Origin of the sequence: Vibrio sp. 11-4(1), from assembly GCF_013048625.1 — a bacterium.
Classification (GTDB): domain Bacteria; phylum Pseudomonadota; class Gammaproteobacteria; order Enterobacterales; family Vibrionaceae; genus Vibrio; species Vibrio diabolicus.
In genome coordinates this window covers 252,724-272,246 of record NZ_VHSY01000005.1, presented here as the reverse complement: position 1 = coordinate 272,246, position 19,523 = coordinate 252,724, and the positions used below count along the sequence as shown (strand labels likewise).

Sequence of the window (19,523 nt, the reverse complement as noted above, 5' to 3'; positions counted from 1 at the left end):
AGAGAGCGCTTAACGAACAGCGTCATTCTGAATGAGCCTAAGCGAGTATTCAGAATCTATTCTCAGCGCTTTGTGATGCTGGCGGTGTGAATTGAATTATCCGCGATTGTAGAACTTGCCACCTTGAGCTCGGAGTGCTGAGATCTTTAGAGTTTGATACAAGCGCAGGTTAGGTGGGGTTGGTGGTTTGACGTTGAGAGGAGGATCATGTTCAGAACCCTCTAACCGTTGATGCGTCACGTGTATGTGTATGAATTTCTTTCGTTCAAGCTTGCGGTGGGTAGATTCCCAGTCTCACCTAGGTTCGCGGGAATGACGTGAAGAGAGCGCTAAACGAACAGCGTCATTCTGAAGGAGCCTAAGCGAGTATTCAGAATCTATTTGCAGCGTGTTGTGATGCTACTAGCGGTGTGAAGTTAACTGTCCACGATTGCAGAACCAGTCCCTCCCCTTTGAGTCCGGAGTGTTGAGATCTTTAGAGTTTGATACAAGCGAAGGTTAGGTGGGGTTGGTGGTTTGAGGTTGGGAGGAGGATCATGTTCATGAACTCTCTAACCGTTGATGCTTCACGTGTATGTGTGTGAATTTCTTTCGTTCAAGCTTGTGGTGAGTAGATTCCCAGTCTCACCTAGGTTCGCGGGAATGAGGTGAAGAGAGCGCTAAACGAACAGCGTCATTCTGAAGGAGCCTAAGCGAGTATTCAGAATCTATTTGCAGCGCGTTGTGATGCTAGTGGAGTGAACTGAATTATCCGTGACTGTAGAACTTGCCACCTTAAGCACGGAGTGCTGGGGGATGTACTTACACCCCTCCCCAAAAACCAAAAAAGCCAGCAGTTAATACCTGCTGGCAAAGTCTTTGGGCTTCTAGGTTTTTTGCTTTTATTTCTTGTTACTCATCGCTGTCACGGTGCCCCGATTGGTTTTCAGGGGAAGAAAACACAGCACGGTGCGCTTTGTGCTCAAGAAATTGGAGATTAGCCTTGCTTACGGATTAGGTAGTCAAACGCGCCTAAGCTTGCTTTTGCACCTTCACCCATCGCAATGATGATCTGTTTGTAAGGAACCGTCGTAGCGTCACCCGCTGCGAAGACACCTTCTAGGCTGGTTTCACCACGGCTACCAACTTCAATTTCGCCGCGCTCAGAAAGCGCTACTTCTGAATCTTTCAGCCATTCTGTGTTTGGTACTAGACCGATTTGAACAAAGATACCTGACAGTTCAATCTCTTTGATTTCATCTGTGTTGCGGTCTTTGTACTTCAAGCTTGTTACGCGAGTACCGTCACCCACAACTTCAGTAGTTTGCGCCATCGTGATGATGTCTACGTTTGGTAGTGAGTTCGCTTTGTCGATAAGCACTTGGTCTGCGCGAAGTACGTCTGCAAATTCAAGAACGGTTACGTGCTCAACAATACCTGCTAGGTCGATAGCCGCTTCGATGCCTGAGTTACCACCACCGATAACCGCGGTTTTCTTGCCTTTGAATAGCGGGCCGTCACAGTGTGGGCAGTACGCGACGCCTTTGTTGCGGTACTCTTGCTCGCCCGGAACGTTCATTTCACGCCAGCGTGCACCAGGGCTTAGGATGACACTCTTACTTTTCAGCGTTGCGCCGCTTTCAAGTTGGATATAAATCAAGCCATCATCAGTGTGCGCTGCGCCCATCAGTTTTTGCGCTTGTTGCTCAGTCACAACGTCTACGTCGTATTCTTTTAGGTGCTCGGCTAGGTCAGTCGCCAGTTTTGGACCTTCAGTACGTTTTACCGAGATAAAGTTCTCGATTGCCATAGTGTCCATCACCTGACCACCGAAGCGTTTAGCGACAACGCCAGTGCGAATACCTTTACGCGCTGCGTATAGTGCTGCTGCACTACCACCAGGGCCACCGCCGACAACTAGCACGTCGTATGGGTCTTTTTCGCTCAGTGCTTTTGCGGCTTTCTCGCTCGCTTCGTCATCCACTTTGTTTAGGATTTCAGTTAGAGACATACGGCCTTGACCGAATAGCTCACCGTTCACGAATACGCTTGGTACGGCCATGATGTCGCGTTGTTTCACTTCATCTTGGAAGAGTGCACCGTCGATCATGGTTGCTTTCACTTTCGGGTTGATTGCCGCCATCATGTTGAACGCTTGAACAACGTCTGGACAGTTTTGGCACGACAGTGAAATGAACACTTCAACATCCAATTCTTTATCTAGCGCTGCGATTTGTTCAATCACTTCCGCCTCTAGTTTGATTGGGTGACCACCAGAGTGCAGCAATGCCAATACCAGAGAGGTAAATTCGTGACCCATTGGTAGGCCAGCAAAGCGAAGTGCTGTGCCTTTTACTGGGTTCGTCACCGTCATCACTGGTTTACGTGCGCTTGCGTTGTCGTCACGTTCAACGGTGATAAAGTCGCTCATCTCTGCGATTTGGTTCGCCAGAGACAGAATGTCATTCGATGCTTTGCTTTCATCTAGACTAACCACTAGACGAACGTCTTCTTTTACATTAGCCAGATATTGTTTGAGTTGTTGTTGGATCGCTTGGTCTAACATAGTTGTTGTTACCTTAAATAAACAAAAGAGTGGTTACTCTGGACAAAATCAGTAGGGAGAGAGCAAACCAGGTAGAAGGTCGTCAAGGTATCTAACCTGGAATGCTCTCTAAGTTAAGCGTCAATTAGCATGTCAAATTGAGCTTAAATTCAGTGGCTTAGATTTTGCCTACTAGGTCTAGAGAAGGAGCTAGCGTCTCTTCGCCTTCTTTCCATTTCGCTGGGCAAACTTCACCTGGGTGTGCTGCTACGTACTGAGCTGCTTTCACTTTGCGTAGTAGGTCTTCTGCGTCACGACCGATACCTTCAGCAGTGATTTCCATTGCTTGGATAGTACCTTCTGGGTCGATTAGGAACGTTGCACGGTCTGCAAGACCTTGGCCTTCACGCATCACACCGAAGTTGTTTGTGATGTTGCCTGTTTGGTCGCCAAGCATGTAGTACTGGATCTTGCCGATTGTTTCTGAGCTATCGTGCCAAGCTTTGTGAGTGAAGTGTGTGTCTGTTGATACTGAGTACACTTCAACGCCGCGTTTTTGTAGCTCTTCGTAGTGGTCTGCTAGGTCACCTAGTTCTGTCGGACATACGAATGTGAAGTCTGCTGGGTAGAAGAAGAATACAGCCCATTTGCCTAGAACGTCTTGTTCTGTTACTTCAACGAATTCGCCGTTTTTGTATGCTGTAGCTGCAAATGGTTTGATCTTTGTATTAATCATTTTTACTTTCCTCAGAATGTTTTAGGGTGAGCAGTTCTTGCTTTCGGAAAGTATATTCGCATTGGATTGTGTTTAAGGAAAATCGCTTGTAACTATCCTATTGATAGTCATTTCCTATCTTTATTAATAGGGAAGCCCGATGTAAGTGAGTTTGCTTTGATAGGTTTTATTGAAGATGAAGGCCGAGTGGTAATAGAGAATACCGATGATGACCTTTAAGAGATCGTCCGGCTAAGATCGAAAGAACCTGCATCTCGGCAGGCTCTTTCTAATAGGAAGTGAGGAAGCGGATGCTTTTATTTTTTAGTTCAGATTGTCGAGCACTTTGCCGCACAACTTCTTCAGCATGATCATTTCATCCAGCTCCAACGTGATTTTACACATCATGGCGTTTGGCACTGACTTGGCTTGCTCTTTGAGATCACGACCTTGCTCTGTAAGGTTGAGTACGCGTACGCGCTCATCGGTGTCACTGCGACCACGTTCTACATAGCCTTTTGTTTCTAATCGTTTAAGCAGCGGCGTGAGCGTGCCTGAATCCAAATGCAGTTGCGAGCCCAGTTCTTTAACACTGGCACCGTCTTTCTCCCACAACACCATCATCACTAAGTATTGCGAATAAGTCAGATCAAGTTCGTCCAGCAAAGGGCGGTAAGCTCGGATCACCGCATTTGCTGCACTATAGAGCGGGAAGCAAACTTGGTTTTCGAGTAAGAGTTTATCGTCGTTGGTCATGGTGTTGTCGGTGTAACACTGGCTCATTGGCGTTGCCTACCTGCTCACAGAGAAAGAGAGTAACAAAATAAATTGTGCACAATATAGTTGCAAACGATCTTTACTTCGATATAAGATTGCAAGCAATTAAATTGTGCACAACTTAAATTAAGAAGGACAATCGCATGACTACTCTATACAAAACTCAAGCTACTGCTTTGGCTGGTCGTAATGGTCAAGTAAAAACAGATGACGGTCTTCTCGATCTAGAGCTGTCATACCCGAAGGAAATGGGCGGCACAGGTGCAGCAACTAACCCTGAGCAGCTTTTCGCAGCGGGCTATTCAGCATGTTTTTCTAACGCTATTCTGCACGTAGCACGTGAAGGTAAAGTAAACCTGAAAAGTGCACCCGTAACAGCGGAAGTGGGCATTGGTCCGAATGAAAACGGTGGCTTTGCGTTGACCGTTAGCCTCGCGGCAGAGTTAGATCTACCACAAGAACAAGCATTAGAGCTAACGCGCATTGCACACCAAGTTTGCCCATACTCAAACGCCGTTCGTGGCAATATTGATGTTGCTGTTACAGTAAACGGCGAAGCGATCTAATCGATTTAGACATTATTTCTAATAGAAGGAAAGCCTGCGAACGTGCAGGCTTTTTTCGATTATTTGATGGCAGTGCAGAAGCTGACGTCTGCATGGTGCGTTTGTGGATCGTAGCTATGATAAAGTTCGAAGCAAGGTCGACAGTCGTTCTCAATACCAGATTCAACCACTTTGCTCATCAAATCATCCCATGCTTTAGGGTATTGGCTGAATTCGGTAATTTGCTGGCGCATCACCGCATATTGACCGCCGGGGAAGTCTTGCAGCTCAATGCCTTTTGGTACTTCGGTATCTTCTGGCACCATTAGACAGATGTCAGTACGACACTTCTCGTCTGGCGTGATTTCTGGGTTATCGTGATAAATGAAGATACAGGTATTGCCCGCCAAACCTTTCATTCCTGCCCATTGATACAAGCGACCTGATGGTTCTTCATAACCTTGGCCATAAGGGCCGTTAACGCGAATGTAAGCCAATTTTGCTTTATCAAAGTTTTGCGTTTCCATATTGTTGCTCCATGTTGTGAGTTCAGAGTCAGTATATGAATCGCTTAGGGTTCGTTCGTTTCCATTCTTGCGCAGTGCGTGTCCAATCTTGCTGTTTCGCGCGAGTTCAGAAAATTGCTGGTAGTTTTTACAGTCGCGAAAGGCGGTTGGTGTTACGCCATAATGCTGCTTAAACGCTTTAGCTAGGCTTTGCGAACTAGAAAAACCGTACTCTAACGCGATGTTCAGCACTGGTTGCTTTGATTTGAAAAGATCGTCTGCTGCCGCCTCTAGCCGTAAACGTCGAATGAAGTCGGCTAATGTTTCGCCTTGTACCGCCTTGAAGGTACGGTGAAAGTGATAGGGAGAGAGGTTGGCTAGCGCTGCCACTTCGAGCAAATTGAGAGGAGCGTTAAAGTGCTGTTCCAGATAGCGAATAACAGGAACGAGTCGTTGGTGATAATCGACACGCATGAGAGGGGCCACCCTTGTTTGATTTGCTCAAAGCGTACCGCAATGAAGCAAGGATTCAAGGCTAGTATCGAATAAATGCGTCGTAGTCATTTATTTCTGATTGTGATGCATTCTGTTGCGGGTAGGAGATGGTTCTTAAGATGGCTTCTCAACGGTAATTGAAATCCGTTCAGAGCGCTTAATATCCCGTCAGCTCCATATAACCAGTCCCAGAATGAGAGCCATCAATACGCACTGGACCTTCCCAATAAGGCACCGAAAGCGGCATTTTCGCGTTCGGGTTGAGTGCAGAAACGGTAAGCTCGATTTGCTGGTTAGGAATCGACACTTGCCACTGGGTTGGATACTTTCGCCCTTGGATTTCTGTTTGATTGGTTGCCTCTAACTGAATGTCTTTTTGTGGGATAGTGATGCCAGAACCATCTTGCTGCATCAGCCTTGCGTTTGAGTAACTGGCTGCTCCGGTTTTGGAATCCCGCAATTGGAACACCACCAAGCTGGTGTCGTCACTCAACCTTAGGGCAAACCAGTCCCAGCCTTGTTGTGAGTCGAGTAGGAATTGCGAGCTCCACTCTCGGTCTATCCAACCTTTGCCGGATACTTGATGGGTTTCGCCGTCGATCGTGACCTCACCGGACACATCAATAAACGGTTGGCTGTAGTAATACGAAGCCACCTGACCATCGGCGCTTTTGGTGCTGTACCCTTGCTCGCCTTGCTTTTGATAAGGTGCGCTGCTGGTAAGCGTCAGCGAATAGCCAAACTGTTCGGAGTTCGCCTTCAATGTGGCAGGGAAGAGGTCGTTGGTTGAAGAGGTCCACTGCCAATCATCGAGATAAACTCGAAATGGTGAGGTATCAACACCGGCTAAGGACGCTTGATCGCGCGACCATTTTTCATCGGCGTAGTGTTTGTCCGTTGTTGTGACCGCGCTGTGCGCCATGTAGATTTGCTGAGTTTGCCACTCGGTTTTCTTCACGTCATCTTCGCCTTTTGGTGGCGCAGCAGCAAAGCGAAATTGTGTCCATTGAACGCCAAGTGGGTTGCCGTCTTCATCAATTAAGTTAGCGGTTAAGTACCACCATTCATGACGAAAGTTTGGGTGCGCTTGATGATCGGCAGGAAAGGTGAGTTCAATCCCTTTTTCTACGGGAGTGAATAGGTTGCTCTCGCTTTGCGTATCTCCATTGCCCAACAATGCTCCCATATTTTGTGTGCCCATATTTTTTTGTTGGGGATCTTCACATCCAAATAGGAACAGACTGCTTATGAGTAGAGTAAGTTTGCTTGCCAACCGAACCATCACAACACCTCGCTTTGCAAACTGGAGACGACAGGCTTGCTGACCAATCGCCACAGCGGAATCAAGGTTGCGATCACTGCCACCAAGATGGTGATTGCCGCAATGCTGAGGGCGTCACTCCAATTCCACAGATAATTTAAGCTCCAACCAAAAGCGCGTAAGGTAACGATGTCGGTTAGCACATAACCCACCATGGCTCCGAGGGGCAGAGCGATAACCAGAGTAAAACTGACCAAAGCGACGATCTGTCCGACTACCATGGTCATTAATTTACGACGGCTGACGCCAAGTGCATACAGCCTTGCAATGGCGGCTTTGCGCGCGTCGAGCAACATAAAACAAGCACTGAACAAACCAATCACGGCGACCATCAAGGTCACGCCGTTGAGCGCGCGCGTAATGGCGAAGGTCTGCGAAAATATATCCAACGCGATGGATTTGATTTGCGCCTGATCGTAGAGCTGACTTGGATGCAGATTCAATTGCTCGCGCAGTTGCTCGTAGACGATTTGTGGGTCCCCCGAGACTTTAATGCCAAGGCTTGTCGGCAGGTCGGTAAATCCGCTCTCTTTCCATAACTTTGGTGCTAATAACACTTCACCATTGGGTGAGCCGTAATCGTGGAATATCGCGCCCACAAGCAGGTTCTTATTTGGAATGGCATCAAGTGTGGGTTCGCTACCCAGTGATAAACCCAGTTTGACCGCGGTTGGCTCACTAATAGCGACTAACTCACCTTGGTAAAAGCGCGGCCAGAAGTTCTCCAAATGCGATTTGAACACCATGGTTTGCTCTAAGGTGTCTTTGTCTTTAGTGCCAAGCAAAATCGGTAAACCTTGCAGGTTATCATCGACGTAGTATTGCTTGTAGACGGTCTCAACGTTATCGAACTGCCCTAACTCGCGCTCCACATCAGCGATTTCCCCTTGGGCAGGGCTGACGTAAATATCAGCGTGTAACCTTTGTTCTAACCACTGCTTTAGGGTGGACTCAAAGCTGCCAACTAGCGTGTTCATGCCCATATTGGCAGTAACGGCGAGTAGCAGTGCCATCATGGCGAGAGAAAGCGGAGAAATCAGCTCGCGCAGCTCAGCAAACAGATACTGCATCAAACCGGAAGTGGTGCGCTTTTCACACCAATTGGCTAAGACGCTGAGTGTTTTGGGTAGATACAAAGGAATCGATACCACAAGCACGCCAAGCCACGCCATGGTAAATCGGTGGTGCTCACTCAGCCATAACCCTGCAAGTGCGAAAGCCGTCAACGCAGCACCTATCACAAACAATTGGTTTTCGTTAGAGGCTTCAGGTGCTTGATAATAACCGCCATGAGAGGAGAGCGGCTGGCGCACTCGCTGTTTAAAGTGCTGCCAACATGCCAATAGGGTGGCGGCTAACGTGAGCAGCAGGGCTTGCGCCCACCATTGCCACTGCCAATTGCCGGGCAGCAGTGTCGCGCCATAAAGTTGTTCTAAAGTCAGTGCCACGGTCGGATGCAACCAATGGCTGAGCTGCATGCCCAATACAAAACCGAGGGAAGCGCCGATGGTAACGAGAAGAGTGAGTTCAACTAACAGCGCAGAGAACACAATGCTCGGCGCAACACCCGCCTGTTGAATCTGCACCAACAGCCGATTGCGTTTCAGCAAGCTGTATTTTACGCCGTTGTAGGCAATGAACAGCCCGACTAAAAAGGCGAGTAAGCTCATTGCGGTGAGATTGAGATGAAAGCTGTCGGTCAGTGAGCCAAGGTCTGTGCTTTGGTTATTGGAAATCCATTGTCCTTGCTCGCCAATGATGCTTTGCCAATTTGCTTGCGGGTCTTTATTCTCTTTATCACCCGAATGGAAAACCGCAATGTAACTGAGCTGCCCTTGTTTATTGAGCAGTTGCTGGGCAAAGCCAATGTCCATCAACATTCGGCTACCTAACTGCCATTCGTCAGGTAGCACCACCACTTGGGTTGGAATGTCGTCCAGAGTTAGGGTTTCTACCTCTCCTAAGTTTTGATGTTGAGATTGGCTCATCATCACGATTGGCTCGCCAGCTAAAAGCTCAGGTAAAGGTAAAGCACTGTCGAACAAAGACACGTTTTGTTGGTTTTCTGATGACTTTCCGTTTGCAGAATACCGAGAACGCGAAGAGATGGCAGCAATCAACTCGCTACCTTGTACTGACCAGCGACGCCCTTGTTCGTCTCTCACTCGCCCTTCGATTATAGGTAGCGCTGCACTGAGTCCGTTTTGTCTAAGGGTGAAGTAGAGCGATTCGGGCAGATAGTTTTGCCCTGCTGGTGGAATAATTAAGTTCTGAGCTTGTGCGCTAAGCTGCTCGGTAGACTCCGCATAACTGCGCTTGGCATTGAGGTTGATGGCTTGCACCGCAACAAACAAGGTCACAGCCAGTACGATACCGATCAGAATCGCAGCGGCTTGCAGCGGCGATTGTCGATAATGTGCCGCAAACAGATTCAGGGCGAGTCGCGTATGAGTGAATCTGGTGTTTGGTTGCTTAGCTTGCTTCATGATGTTGCTCATTTACATCGCGCTGATTTTGCGTCAGTCCGCTTTGCAAACGACCATCTTTTAAACGTAATTGGGTTTGCATGAACTCGGCACACTCAGGGCTGTGGGTGACTAACAGCACCGCCGTATTGCCTTGGGTGGTGATTTCACTCAGTAGTTTCATCACTTCCAAGCCGGCTTTTTGGTCAAGGTTGCCTGTGGGTTCATCGGCAAGCAGAAGTTTGGGTTTGTGGGCAAGTGCACGGGCAATCGCGACGCGTTGTTGTTGGCCGCCGGAAAGGGCAGAAACATGCCTGTCGAGAAGTTGGCTGATGCCTAGAGTCTCGACCAAATAATCGCACCAGTCGTTCCATTTTTGTTGATTCAAATGCAGAGGGAAGGCGATGTTCTGCTGCACGTTGAGCGGTGTTAAGAGGTTGAATTGCTGAAAAATAACCCCGAGTTTTTGATGGCGAAATCGGCTCCATTGTGGGTCTTTCCAAGCCGATGTGTTATCGCCATCTAACCACAACTCACCTTCGGAAAGCGGCTCAAAGCCAGCGATGATATTGAGTAAGGTACTTTTGCCGCTGCCACTTGCGCCCGTCAGCGCAACACTCGCTCCTGTGTTCAACGTAAAGTCGACGCCTTCCAACACGCGATGTGTCTCTTTGCCATCAACAAAGCTTTTGCTGGCGTGTTTGAGTGTGACAAGTGGGCTTTCCATTTCCTCTCCCTATATTAAAAAGGTGTCGTTTCTTTTGGTAATCGCTATTGCAGTTCGTTCTTTAGAAACTTTAGACAACAATCAGATAAAAACAGCGATTTACATCGATTTCTTAATAACTTGTACTGAAAAGAAAAGGGAAGAGATTAAACGAGGAAGGGATATGACAGGCATTAAAAAAGCCCGAGTCAAACTCGAGCTTTCAAATACATTCAGCGTGGTCAGCTTACACGTAGTACGCTTCAACTTCGCCTTTAAGTTTGATTAGCATTGGGTTACCGAAACGGTCTTTTGCTTTAGGAGAAGCAATTTTTACCCAACCTTCGCTGATGCAGTATTCTTCTACGTCAGTACGCTCTTGGCCGTTGATACGAATACCGATTTGGTGCTCGAAGCATTCTTTGATGAAGAATGGGCTACGTGGGTTACCCGCTAGGCGATCTGGTAGAGCTGGTTTAGCTGTATCTGTCATGTTTGTGACCTAAATTCCGTAAAAAGTGCGCCATTGTAGTCAGTGCACAGTGAGTGTTCAAGATATGTTGAGAGACTTAATACTAAAGCCTTTTGAAATAATGCAAAGTTTCCCGCTTTCAAAGTGTGGAATAAAAACACGGTCTCGTTGCTCAAAGGTGTTTTGCTCTCGAAACTTCTCCTGCCACCCCTTATTTGGTTTTGAATCATGACTATACTCATTACTGGCAGTTCTAACCTTATTCATACAACTTAATGTCTCAGAGCATGCCACTAGTCGAGAAACGATTAACAAGGAAGGGTGAATGGAGACTGTTGAACAGGTTAACAAACGTCATTTATCAGATAGAGATACTACCTCTAGCACTTCTATTTTTCTTTGTATTCTAATCGTAGTGGCTGTAATCGCTCGGTTTTTTGTTGCGTTTAATTACGAAGTAAATTGGGACGAGTTTTATTACCTATCTTTTGTGCATCGGTTTATTAACGGCGAGGTGATTAATAGTTTCCAAACCTTTCACATTCACTTCTTTACTTGGCTGAGTGGTGTATCAGATAACGATGTTGACCAGATCATTGTGGCGAGAGTCGTTATGGTCTTCTTTCAATTACTCACGGGATTTTATCTATACAAGTTATGTCGATTGTACTGCAGCAAATCGGCGGCACTTTTTGCGGTGCTTGCCTATTTTTCTTTTGTTTATAATGTTCGTATGGGGGCCAGTTTTCGTACTGATCCTATCGCGACATGTATGATCATGGCGGCGCTGTATTATGTGTTTAGTACAACATTTTCTTGGCGTGTATCCATTCTTGCTGGTGTCCTTACGGCTGTCGCCTTGCTCGTCACTTTAAAGACCGCTCTGTATATCCCGACTTTTATAGGCATAGTTTTAACCTCGCTTTATTGGTCGCGAAATCGTAAGCGTTATTTTAGGCAAGTTCTCATGTATGGAGTCGCAATACTGGTTGCCTTTGCGATGCTATACAGTTGGCATTACTTCTCTATACATGGAGCGAGTTCGGTTGGTGATGCAGGAACGATGTTCGGTGCTGCGGATAAGACACTAAACCAGCGCGAGCTTTTTCCTCGATTGTTTTACTTTGTTCATTCAGTTTCGACGAACTCATGGTATTGGTTAGCTCTTTTCATTGGTATTGGTACTGCTGTTTATGCGTGTTTTTCGCAAAAGCTATTAAGCCGTGAGTCATCGATTAAGTTTTTGTGCCTAAGTTTATTACTCTTCACTTTGCTCTTTTATCGCAACGCTTTCCCATACTATTACGCTTTTATGCTTGCTCCAGTGAGTGCTTTGTTTGCTGTGGCTTGGGTTGGTATCCAGAATTTCACTAACGCAAGAGTTGCACAATTTTTTAATTTTATTGTTCCCTGCTTGTTTGTGGTATCCATTGTGGTGAATGGTTTTGTTTTACCGATAAAAAGCAACTTGGCCTACCAGCGTCAGTTTCTTGATGAAATACATAAAATCTTTCCTCAGCCTGTTGCTTATATTGATCGATGCTCCATGGTTCCGACTTTTTCAAAACAAGGTTTTTTCATGAGTACGTGGGGCTACGAAGATTATATTGCGAGAAACATCCCCGTTATTCGCAATGCTATAGAGCAAGACAATCCGGCTTTTGTACTGGTTAATTCGCACTATTTAGATGTGTTTGGCCCTGACAAAATCGATAAAGGGCTATTAAGGCAAGATATTCAAGCGTTAAGGCAGAACTACATTCATCATTGGTCGCACCTGTATGTTGCAGGAAAGACGTTTGAATTGACGCCCAACTCTCTTAATCGGGAGTTTATGGTCAACATCGAGGGCGTATATACGCTTGAAGCTAGCAATAGTCTTCTGATTAATGGCAAGGTTTGGTTGGCTGGTCAAGCTCGATACTTGGCGCGGGGTGTCTATGAATTAGCGTCGAAAGAGCCAGGTAAAGTCGTTCTGCGTTGGGGAGATAACCTGTACCGACCTCGCAATCTTGAAGAGAAGCAGAGGTTATTTACCGGCTTCTAATACGCACAGTAATGTTGATTCAGAACATGAGGAGCAAGCATGAAGTTAATTGTTCAAATTCCGTGCTTTAACGAAGCGGACAATATTGCTGATGTTATTCGCTCAATACCAAAGCGCGTTGATGGTATCGCTAAGATAGAGATTCTAATCATCGATGATGGTTCTACGGATGGTACTTCAGAAGTCGCACGCAAGTGTGGTGTTGAGCACATTATTACTAACCAGGGCAATAAGGGGCTTGCTTACTCATTTCGAAGAGGGATTGAGGAGTGCCTTCGTCTTCATGCTGATATCATTGTGAACACCGATGGCGATAATCAATATAATGGGGCCGATATTCCGCACTTGGTTAAGCCTATTATCGAGCACAAAGCAGAAATTGTTGTTGGTGACCGAGGAGGGTATAGCAATACACATTTCTCTGTATTTAAACGATGTTTACAAGTGTCGGGGAGCTTTATTATTGCCAAAGCGACGGGATTGGATGTTAAAGATGCTGTGAGTGGTTTTCGCGCAATATCGAGAAGTGCGGCACAACAACTTAATATCGTATCGGATTTTAGCTACACAATAGAAATGTTGATTCAAGCAAGTGCAAAAAGGATTGGTGTGGTTTCGGTGCCAATCCGAACTAATGAAAAAACGCGAGAGTCCCGTCTGTTTAAGAGCATTCCGCAGTTTCTAAAAATGTCGCTCTCTACCTTGGTCAGGGTTTATACCATGTATCGACCTCTGCAAGTGTTTTTGTTTATTGGCTCGGTGGCGATGATTTGTGGTGTGATTCCCATTATGCGATTCCTGTATTTCTTTTTAAATGGAGCGGGAGATGGCCATATTCAGTCATTGGTCTTGGGGTCAACGCTACTTATCTTGGGTTTCATCACTTTATTGATGGGGTTGGTGGCCGATCTAATAGGGTTCAATCGAAAGCTGACCGAAAAAGTATTGCACCGAATTGAGGTATTGGAAGAAAAGCTGGAGCATCAGGAAAAGTTGCCCACTTATCAGTTTGAAACCAAGCGAAAACGATCTGGAGAGTAATAGCGAGTTACCTCGATACTTTAAAGAAGTGAGTTATTTGATACGGCTTGCTTAGGCCTAAATAAACTCGAGATAGCGAAGAACAACATATCCCCTAGAACCGTGACGATTCTGGAAACAAGGACGGCAACTAAGAGTGTATCTTCAATACTCGGCGAATCTAGAAGTGTGATTAAAACAGCCTCTCGGACACCCAACCCTGCAGGAGAACCTGGGGTGGCAAACCCTATTAACCATGCGATGATGAAGTAACAAGATGTTTGTAAAAATGTCTCTAAAGTTGGAGTTAGATTGTCGTTTAGCGTAAAAAATATGAGTGAGAAAATGCCGCCCGATACCAAAAAAAAGCAGAGATAAAGCCCACAAGCTTTTAGGTAATTGCGACTGGCTATCAAGCTTAATATTGATCCGGTGCTCACGATAAGTCCAGCGAATAAAGTCATCTCGTACCCCATTAAATTAGGGAAGTACTCATTTAGCAGAAAGACGCCAAACGAACCAGCCGCAATACCCATCAACCCTATTTCCCATAAGGTCGATTTCAGTAATACATTATTTTTAATTCCGTGTTGTACGCCAATTACTTGTCGGCTAGCGAATTGGAAAATGTTTCCAGGCAGATACTTAGCAATTTGAGATCCGCCAAACACCCAAATGGCAGTTGATGCAGACAGAGTATATTCACTGTTCGCGACTAAAAGTCGCCACGCCATAGAAAGAACATAATTGCCAAAGGCGTAGAGGCCTATGCAAAAAATAAATACCAGATAGGAGTAAGAGGGAATATCCTTAATATTCAGTTGCTGCGAGTATGTAGAGAGCTTGATTAATACAAAGGCGATGGAAAAAATAGTAATGATTCGCCCAACCCAGCGTAATATGAATTTACTCTTATTATGTTTCATGATTCACACGCTGGCATAAAACCATGGTCCAAGGAATGGGAGAGCGTACTTCGAGAATCTCAAAGTGCTGCTTGAGCAAAGTCAGAAAGGCATTCTTGGACCAGTGTTGGATATGTCCGGGAGTATTGCCCCAACTGTTTAAATATTTACCTCTTGCCATGTTTAACGCACACCACAACGGCTCTCTTGGCACACTAAAAATGTAATAGTCAGTATCGAGCTCTTGCAATGTTGCTAGTGCTTGCTCGGGATGCTCTAGGTGTTCCAAGACCTCACAACAAACAACAAGGTCAGCAGAATCAGTCTTTCTAGCAACGTCATACACACTTTTTTGTTCAAACAAAATGTCTTCCAAGTTGTGTGCTTGGGCATTGTCTCTTGCGAGTTGAATCACTTGTTGGGAGAAGTCACTCCCTTTCACACGGATCCCTTGTTGATGCCATTTAAGTGCCCAGACTCCTTCTCCGCAGCCGATCTCGTGTATCGACTTTGGTGTGACCATATCGACCAGTTGCGATAAATGATGATCGAAATTGCTCATCATTTTTCTGGCGATGGGGTTCTGAGTATTGTATTTGTCGTAATAGTTTCCGACAGGGATCCCCTGCTCTTCGATACCTTTAGATATTTTCATGGCGTACTCAAATAAATTATCTCAAATGGCCAGGAAGTTCTTCTATTGATGAACTATGTTCTTCAGCCAACCATCTGACTTACAAAGCGTTACGCTTCCCTCTAGTAGAGTGTAGGATAATTTATTGTTTTGTTTGCCTCGTTAGAAAAATTCTACAACCCCTTTAAATACTGCGCGTTGGCTGTTGGTTGAATCATGGCATTCAGCGTTTGGACGGTTTGTTCGCTGTGTTCTTCAAGTAGAGCTAAGAACGCGTCAATCAACTCAGGTTTGCTTGCTGAGACTGTCGTTTCGGTCTGGATATCACGCAGATCGATCAACACATCGGTAAACAATTGCGGCAGATCGTGCAGTACTTGCAGGTTTAAGACGTTGTGCTCGTTGTAGATTGAATTGTGGCTGCCTTTTTGTTTTTGCACCACGTAAGGATTGTCTTTTAAGTTGATGATAGACGTACGTTTATCACAGCGTTTCAAACAACCTTTGTTGACCTTCACCTTACGGCATCCTTCGGTTTGTTGGAACAAACATTGGCGGCTCGTGAGTAGGGTATTTGGATGATAAATGCTGTAGAAGCTGAGCATGTTTTTCGGACGCTTGATATGGCGTATCTGCTTCATATTCAGCTCGTTAGAAACAAACGCGCCACTTGCCGCGAACTCGTCTTGAAGGCATTTAAACGCGTATGAGTTCACCGTGTTTATTTGTGGGCCTGCCACCCAGCCTAAGCCGAGCTCTTTGGCGATCATGCCGACGCCTGAGTTGTTGGTGAGCAACAACTCAGGTTGGATGGTTTCCAAAAATACGCGCGCGGCGTGGTAGTCTTCGTCAATCAAAATGGCAGGAAACCAAGGTTTGAGCATTGGGTTGGCTTGGAACAACTCCATCATCGCGCTCAGTTCACCAGACAATCCCATTGGCAATTGATAGTAAACATCAATGTCTTGGTATTCGCACAGCATGGCTTCTTGTGCTGACGAGATCAGAACCGATAATTTTGGCGCACCTTGGCGAGGTTCTGGTTGAGGTAACGCTGGCAGAGTTGGTACATCAATCGACCCTTTCAAGCTGCAGCCGGATACTTGTGTCGAAGCGACATCGAACGACTTGGTTTGCTCTGCCACTTTCTCAATGATCGCGGTTTTGTCGTCGTAGAGTTTCTTTTTCACCGCTTGCACATCATCAGCAGATTGGCATTGATAAACCTTCGAAAAATGCTTTACAGCGTAGTCGCGCGGGTTGTCGATGTACATCGCCTTGCCGAAATCACCTTGCAAAAATGCGTTGGAGAAATCACGGTTGAACACCGTGTATAACTCGGTAGTGTCTTCAGAGAGCTCCAAACCTTCGCACAAGCGATCGATTTGCTGACGCCAATTGTCGACCACGGTATAGACGTAGTGCGATTTCTTGATTCGTCCTTCCACTTTTAATGAATACACGCCAGCATCGGCAAGCGCTTTCAAGTCCCCAAAGGCGGAGTTGTCTTTCATATTGAGTGGGTAGTTGTTGCCTGTTTTGGTCGTTTCGTACTGTTCGCGACAAGGTTGGCTACAGCGTCCACGGTTACCTGATGCGCCATTGCGAGCGGAACTGATGTAGCAAATTCCGGAGAATCCGATGCAGTATGAGCCGTGGACAAACACTTCCATCATTACGTTGTGCTCGCGACCAAATTGCGCCAGATGTTTTATTTCATCGATGTTAAGTTCGCGAGATAAGTTTACTCGGCTTGCGGTGAGCTGGTTGAGAAAGAGGATCTGGCCTTCGTTATGCGTGTTTAATTGCGTTGAAGCGTGCACATCCAAATCGGGAAAGTGATGTTTGAGAATGTAGGCCAGACCGAGATCTTGCACGATCACGCCATCGATTTTGGTGGTGTTCAGTTGGCTGAGTAAGCGAACAATCGCCGGAATTTCACTTTCTAAAATCAGCACATTCAACGTTAGGAAAATCTTACAGCTGTGCTGGTGGGCTAACGTTAACACGCCATTTAAGTTATCCAAGGTGAGGTTGGTCGCTCGGTTACGAGCATTAAAGCGGTCGAGCCCACAGTAAATTGCATCGGCGCCAGCGGCAATGGCGGCTTTGATGGAATCTAAATCACCACCGGGTGCTAATAACTCAAATTGATCGCGTGTCACTACTTTTCTCTTTCTTACTAAAATAGGCGGCAAATGTTACGTATTTCACGCTTTTGATGCTCAGCTAGTTAACGCTTTATTAATCTGAATCAATTAATCCGTGTTACACGGTCGACTCTTGAGTAGGTAGAGTGCAATTCGCGATAGCGGAATCTGACTTCTATAGTTTTCCTACACTTGGTTTTTCTATATTTACAGTTTTCGACTCAGAGAGAGGAAGGGACGACAAATGAAAAAAGTAATCATCGGGTTGGTCGTGGCGTTGACGTCATTGAGTGCGTTGGCTGGGGAGGGTGTGGTAACCGTTGCGAGCACGCATTCAGCAAAAGATACGGCGGATAAATTTGTCGCTATCGCGCAAGAAAAAGGGTTGAACGTCTTTGCGCGCATTAACCATCAAGAGAACGCCACGAAAGTCGATATGACGTTGCGACCAACCGAAGTTATCGTGTTTGGGAACCCTAAAGTGGGCACGCCACTGATGATCTGTGCGCAGGAAGTGGCGCTCGATTTACCCCAAAAAGTGTTGGTGTATGAAGATGCTGAAGGCAAAACGTGGTTAGCTTACAACGATCCGATGTATTTAAAACAGCGCCATCATATTGAAGGCTGCGACGAGGTATTGAACAAAATCAGCGGCGTGCTGGGCAATTTAACCAACGCGGCGGCGAAGTAGGGCTGGTTATTGGCTTCGCTTTTTTAACTCCGAAAACGAAAAAGCCAACCTCACAAGGAGGTTGGCAAATCTTACCTATATTGGGGGAGGTAAGATCAGGAGGTGGCGAGTACGCTGTGCACTTCTGACTTAATTGAGTCAGACTGCGTGCCGAAAATCGCTTGTAAACTGTCGCCAATCACTAACACATCTCGCGCGCCGAGCGCTTTTAGCTTAGCAACATCAACGTTGGCAATGTCTTTCACCGAGACACGCAGACGAGTAATACACGCATCGACTGACTTGATATTGGCTTTGCCGCCCAATGCAGCGACTACATCCACCGCAATTTCATCAGGCTGTCCGGCAATCTTCACTTCTGCAATGTCGGTTTCACGACCCGGCGTTTTCAGATCCAACTTCACAATTAGGAAGCGGAACAAGCCATAGTACAGCATCGCCCAGATTGGACCGATGATGATGAACATCCACGCGTTGCTCGACATTGGGTAGTAAAGGAAGAACTGGATCGCGCCGTGCGCAAAGTCAGTACTGTGTTTGATTTCCAAAAATGCGGTGATCGCAAACGCAATACCAGTTAGGAAAATATGGATTACGTACAGCACCGGCGCGACGAATAAGAAGGTAAATTCGATTGGCTCTGTGATACCGGTTAACCAAGAGGTCAACGCCGCAGACATCATCAAACCGCCGACGATTTTCTTACGCTCTGGAGACGCGCAGTGGTAAATCGCCAGTGCCGCTGCTGGTAGCGCCCACATTGAGTACATAAAGCCACCAGACAGATAACCTGCGGTTTTATCGCCTGCGAAGAAGCGAGTGAGCTCACCGGTAAACTCTTTGCCGGTTTCTGGGTCTACATAGCTGCCGACTTCGAAGAAGAACGGCGCATTCCAGATGTGGTGCAAACCAACCGGGAGTAATGAACGTTCGCCCGCGCCGTAAACCGCCCACGCGAGTACAGGGTTTTGGTACGCTGCCCAATGAGAGAATGCATCAAGAAGTTGTCCGACAGGTGGCCATGCAAACGCGAGAATCGCACCAACGACGATCGCCGATAAACCGGTGACAATGGGCACAAATCGCTTACCCGCGAAGAAGCCCAAATATTCCGGCAGTTTGATGTTGTAGAAGCGGTTGTACATGATTGCCGCGACCGCACCGATAAAGATGCCGCCAAACACCCCGGTTTGCAGCGTCTCAACGCCCATGATGGTGGCGTCAGTTTCTAAGCCGCGCAGGCCAGTCACAATACCGAGCGATGCGTTCATAATAATTAGGCCAACTAAGCCTGCGAGCGCAGCTGCACCGTCATTACCTTTTGATAACCCGAGCGCCACACCGACCGCAAACATCAACTGCATGTTGCCGAACACGCCTTCACCGGCGGCGAGCATCACTTTGTTGACCGCGTCTGGAATAAACGCAAACCCCGCGTTACCAATACCCAGCATCAAGCCAGCCACCGGTAACACCGCCACAGGCAGCATCAACGACCGCCCTATTTTTTGTAGTTGTCCAAATATACTTGCAAACATGGTTTCCTCCTG

16 protein-coding genes are annotated in these 19,523 nt (G+C 46.6%); 4 read left to right on the top strand and 12 right to left on the bottom strand.

What is annotated here, in order from left to right; translation table 11 throughout:
- Nucleotides 1–976 precede the first annotated feature (976 nt).
- From ahpF to FKN16_RS12150, 3 genes are all read right to left on the bottom strand, one after another.
- Entirely contained in the window at nt 977–2,545 is a 1,569-nt protein-coding gene (gene ahpF, locus FKN16_RS12160; RefSeq protein WP_170902795.1) for an alkyl hydroperoxide reductase subunit F, read from the bottom strand.
- Nucleotides 2,546–2,702: 157 nt separating this feature from the next.
- Entirely contained in the window at nt 2,703–3,260 is a 558-nt protein-coding gene (gene ahpC, locus FKN16_RS12155) for an alkyl hydroperoxide reductase subunit C (RefSeq protein ID WP_005395542.1), read from the bottom strand.
- Between the two features lie 303 nt (nt 3,261–3,563).
- A complete protein-coding gene (locus FKN16_RS12150; protein ID WP_005395543.1) occupies nt 3,564–4,022 on the bottom strand; it encodes a MarR family transcriptional regulator in 459 nt (152 codons plus the stop codon).
- Between the two features lie 137 nt (nt 4,023–4,159).
- On the opposite strand from FKN16_RS12150, the gene FKN16_RS12145 reads away from it, so the two are divergent.
- The gene (locus FKN16_RS12145) at nt 4,160–4,582 is read left to right on the top strand and encodes an organic hydroperoxide resistance protein (RefSeq protein ID WP_006740859.1); all 423 of its coding nucleotides are present in this window, start codon (nt 4,160–4,162) and stop codon (nt 4,580–4,582) included.
- 59 nt (nt 4,583–4,641) lie between these two features.
- Here FKN16_RS12145 and FKN16_RS12140 read toward each other — a convergent pair whose 3' ends face one another.
- The 5 genes from FKN16_RS12140 to FKN16_RS12120 all read right to left on the bottom strand — a co-directional run bounded on the left by FKN16_RS12140 (nt 4,642) and on the right by FKN16_RS12120 (nt 10,547).
- Nucleotides 4,642–5,541: an AraC family transcriptional regulator gene (locus FKN16_RS12140; protein WP_005395544.1), complete on the bottom strand. Its 900-nt coding sequence runs from the start codon at nt 5,539–5,541 to the stop codon at nt 4,642–4,644.
- A gap of 178 nt (nt 5,542–5,719) precedes the next feature.
- A complete protein-coding gene (locus FKN16_RS12135; RefSeq protein WP_170902794.1) occupies nt 5,720–6,844 on the bottom strand; it encodes a lipocalin-like domain-containing protein in 1,125 nt (374 codons plus the stop codon).
- Nucleotides 6,844–9,369: an ABC transporter permease gene (locus FKN16_RS12130; protein ID WP_170902793.1), complete on the bottom strand. Its 2,526-nt coding sequence runs from the start codon at nt 9,367–9,369 to the stop codon at nt 6,844–6,846. The genes FKN16_RS12135 and FKN16_RS12130 overlap by 1 nt, the downstream gene beginning before the upstream one ends.
- Entirely contained in the window at nt 9,356–10,075 is a 720-nt protein-coding gene (locus tag FKN16_RS12125; RefSeq protein WP_170902792.1) for an ABC transporter ATP-binding protein, read from the bottom strand. The genes FKN16_RS12130 and FKN16_RS12125 overlap by 14 nt, the downstream gene beginning before the upstream one ends.
- 226 nt (nt 10,076–10,301) lie before the next feature.
- On the bottom strand, nt 10,302–10,547 hold the full coding sequence (locus FKN16_RS12120) for a DUF3297 family protein (protein WP_005374689.1): 246 nt from the start codon (nt 10,545–10,547) through the stop codon (nt 10,302–10,304).
- Nucleotides 10,548–10,851: 304 nt separating this feature from the next.
- On the opposite strand from FKN16_RS12120, the gene FKN16_RS12115 reads away from it, so the two are divergent.
- Both FKN16_RS12115 and FKN16_RS12110 read left to right on the top strand, forming a co-directional pair.
- Nucleotides 10,852–12,573 carry a glycosyltransferase family 39 protein gene (locus tag FKN16_RS12115; RefSeq protein WP_170902791.1) on the top strand — a complete coding sequence of 574 codons (1,722 nt, stop codon included), beginning with the start codon at nt 10,852–10,854 and terminating at the stop codon, nt 12,571–12,573.
- Between the two features lie 39 nt (nt 12,574–12,612).
- Complete coding sequence (locus FKN16_RS12110; RefSeq protein ID WP_005395558.1) at nt 12,613–13,614, top strand: glycosyltransferase family 2 protein; 1,002 nt, start codon at nt 12,613–12,615, stop codon at nt 13,612–13,614.
- 20 nt (nt 13,615–13,634) lie between these two features.
- On the opposite strand, the gene FKN16_RS12105 is transcribed toward FKN16_RS12110, so the two are convergent.
- The 3 genes from FKN16_RS12105 to FKN16_RS12095 form a co-directional block, all read right to left on the bottom strand.
- Nucleotides 13,635–14,519: a hypothetical protein gene (locus FKN16_RS12105; RefSeq protein ID WP_170902790.1), complete on the bottom strand. Its 885-nt coding sequence runs from the start codon at nt 14,517–14,519 to the stop codon at nt 13,635–13,637.
- Entirely contained in the window at nt 14,509–15,153 is a 645-nt protein-coding gene (locus FKN16_RS12100; protein WP_005395561.1) for a class I SAM-dependent methyltransferase, read from the bottom strand. The genes FKN16_RS12105 and FKN16_RS12100 overlap by 11 nt, the downstream gene beginning before the upstream one ends.
- A gap of 152 nt (nt 15,154–15,305) precedes the next feature.
- The gene (locus FKN16_RS12095) at nt 15,306–17,297 is read right to left on the bottom strand and encodes a U32 family peptidase (RefSeq protein ID WP_170902789.1); all 1,992 of its coding nucleotides are present in this window, start codon (nt 17,295–17,297) and stop codon (nt 15,306–15,308) included.
- 229 nt (nt 17,298–17,526) lie between these two features.
- Here FKN16_RS12095 and FKN16_RS12090 point away from each other — a divergent pair, with 229 nt between their 5' ends.
- Complete coding sequence (locus FKN16_RS12090) at nt 17,527–17,973, top strand: DUF302 domain-containing protein (RefSeq protein WP_005383492.1); 447 nt, start codon at nt 17,527–17,529, stop codon at nt 17,971–17,973.
- Nucleotides 17,974–18,068: 95 nt separating this feature from the next.
- Here FKN16_RS12090 and ptsG read toward each other — a convergent pair whose 3' ends face one another.
- A complete protein-coding gene (gene ptsG, locus FKN16_RS12085; RefSeq protein ID WP_170902788.1) occupies nt 18,069–19,511 on the bottom strand; it encodes a glucose-specific PTS transporter subunit IIBC in 1,443 nt (480 codons plus the stop codon).
- Between the last annotated feature and the right edge of the window lie 12 nt (nt 19,512–19,523).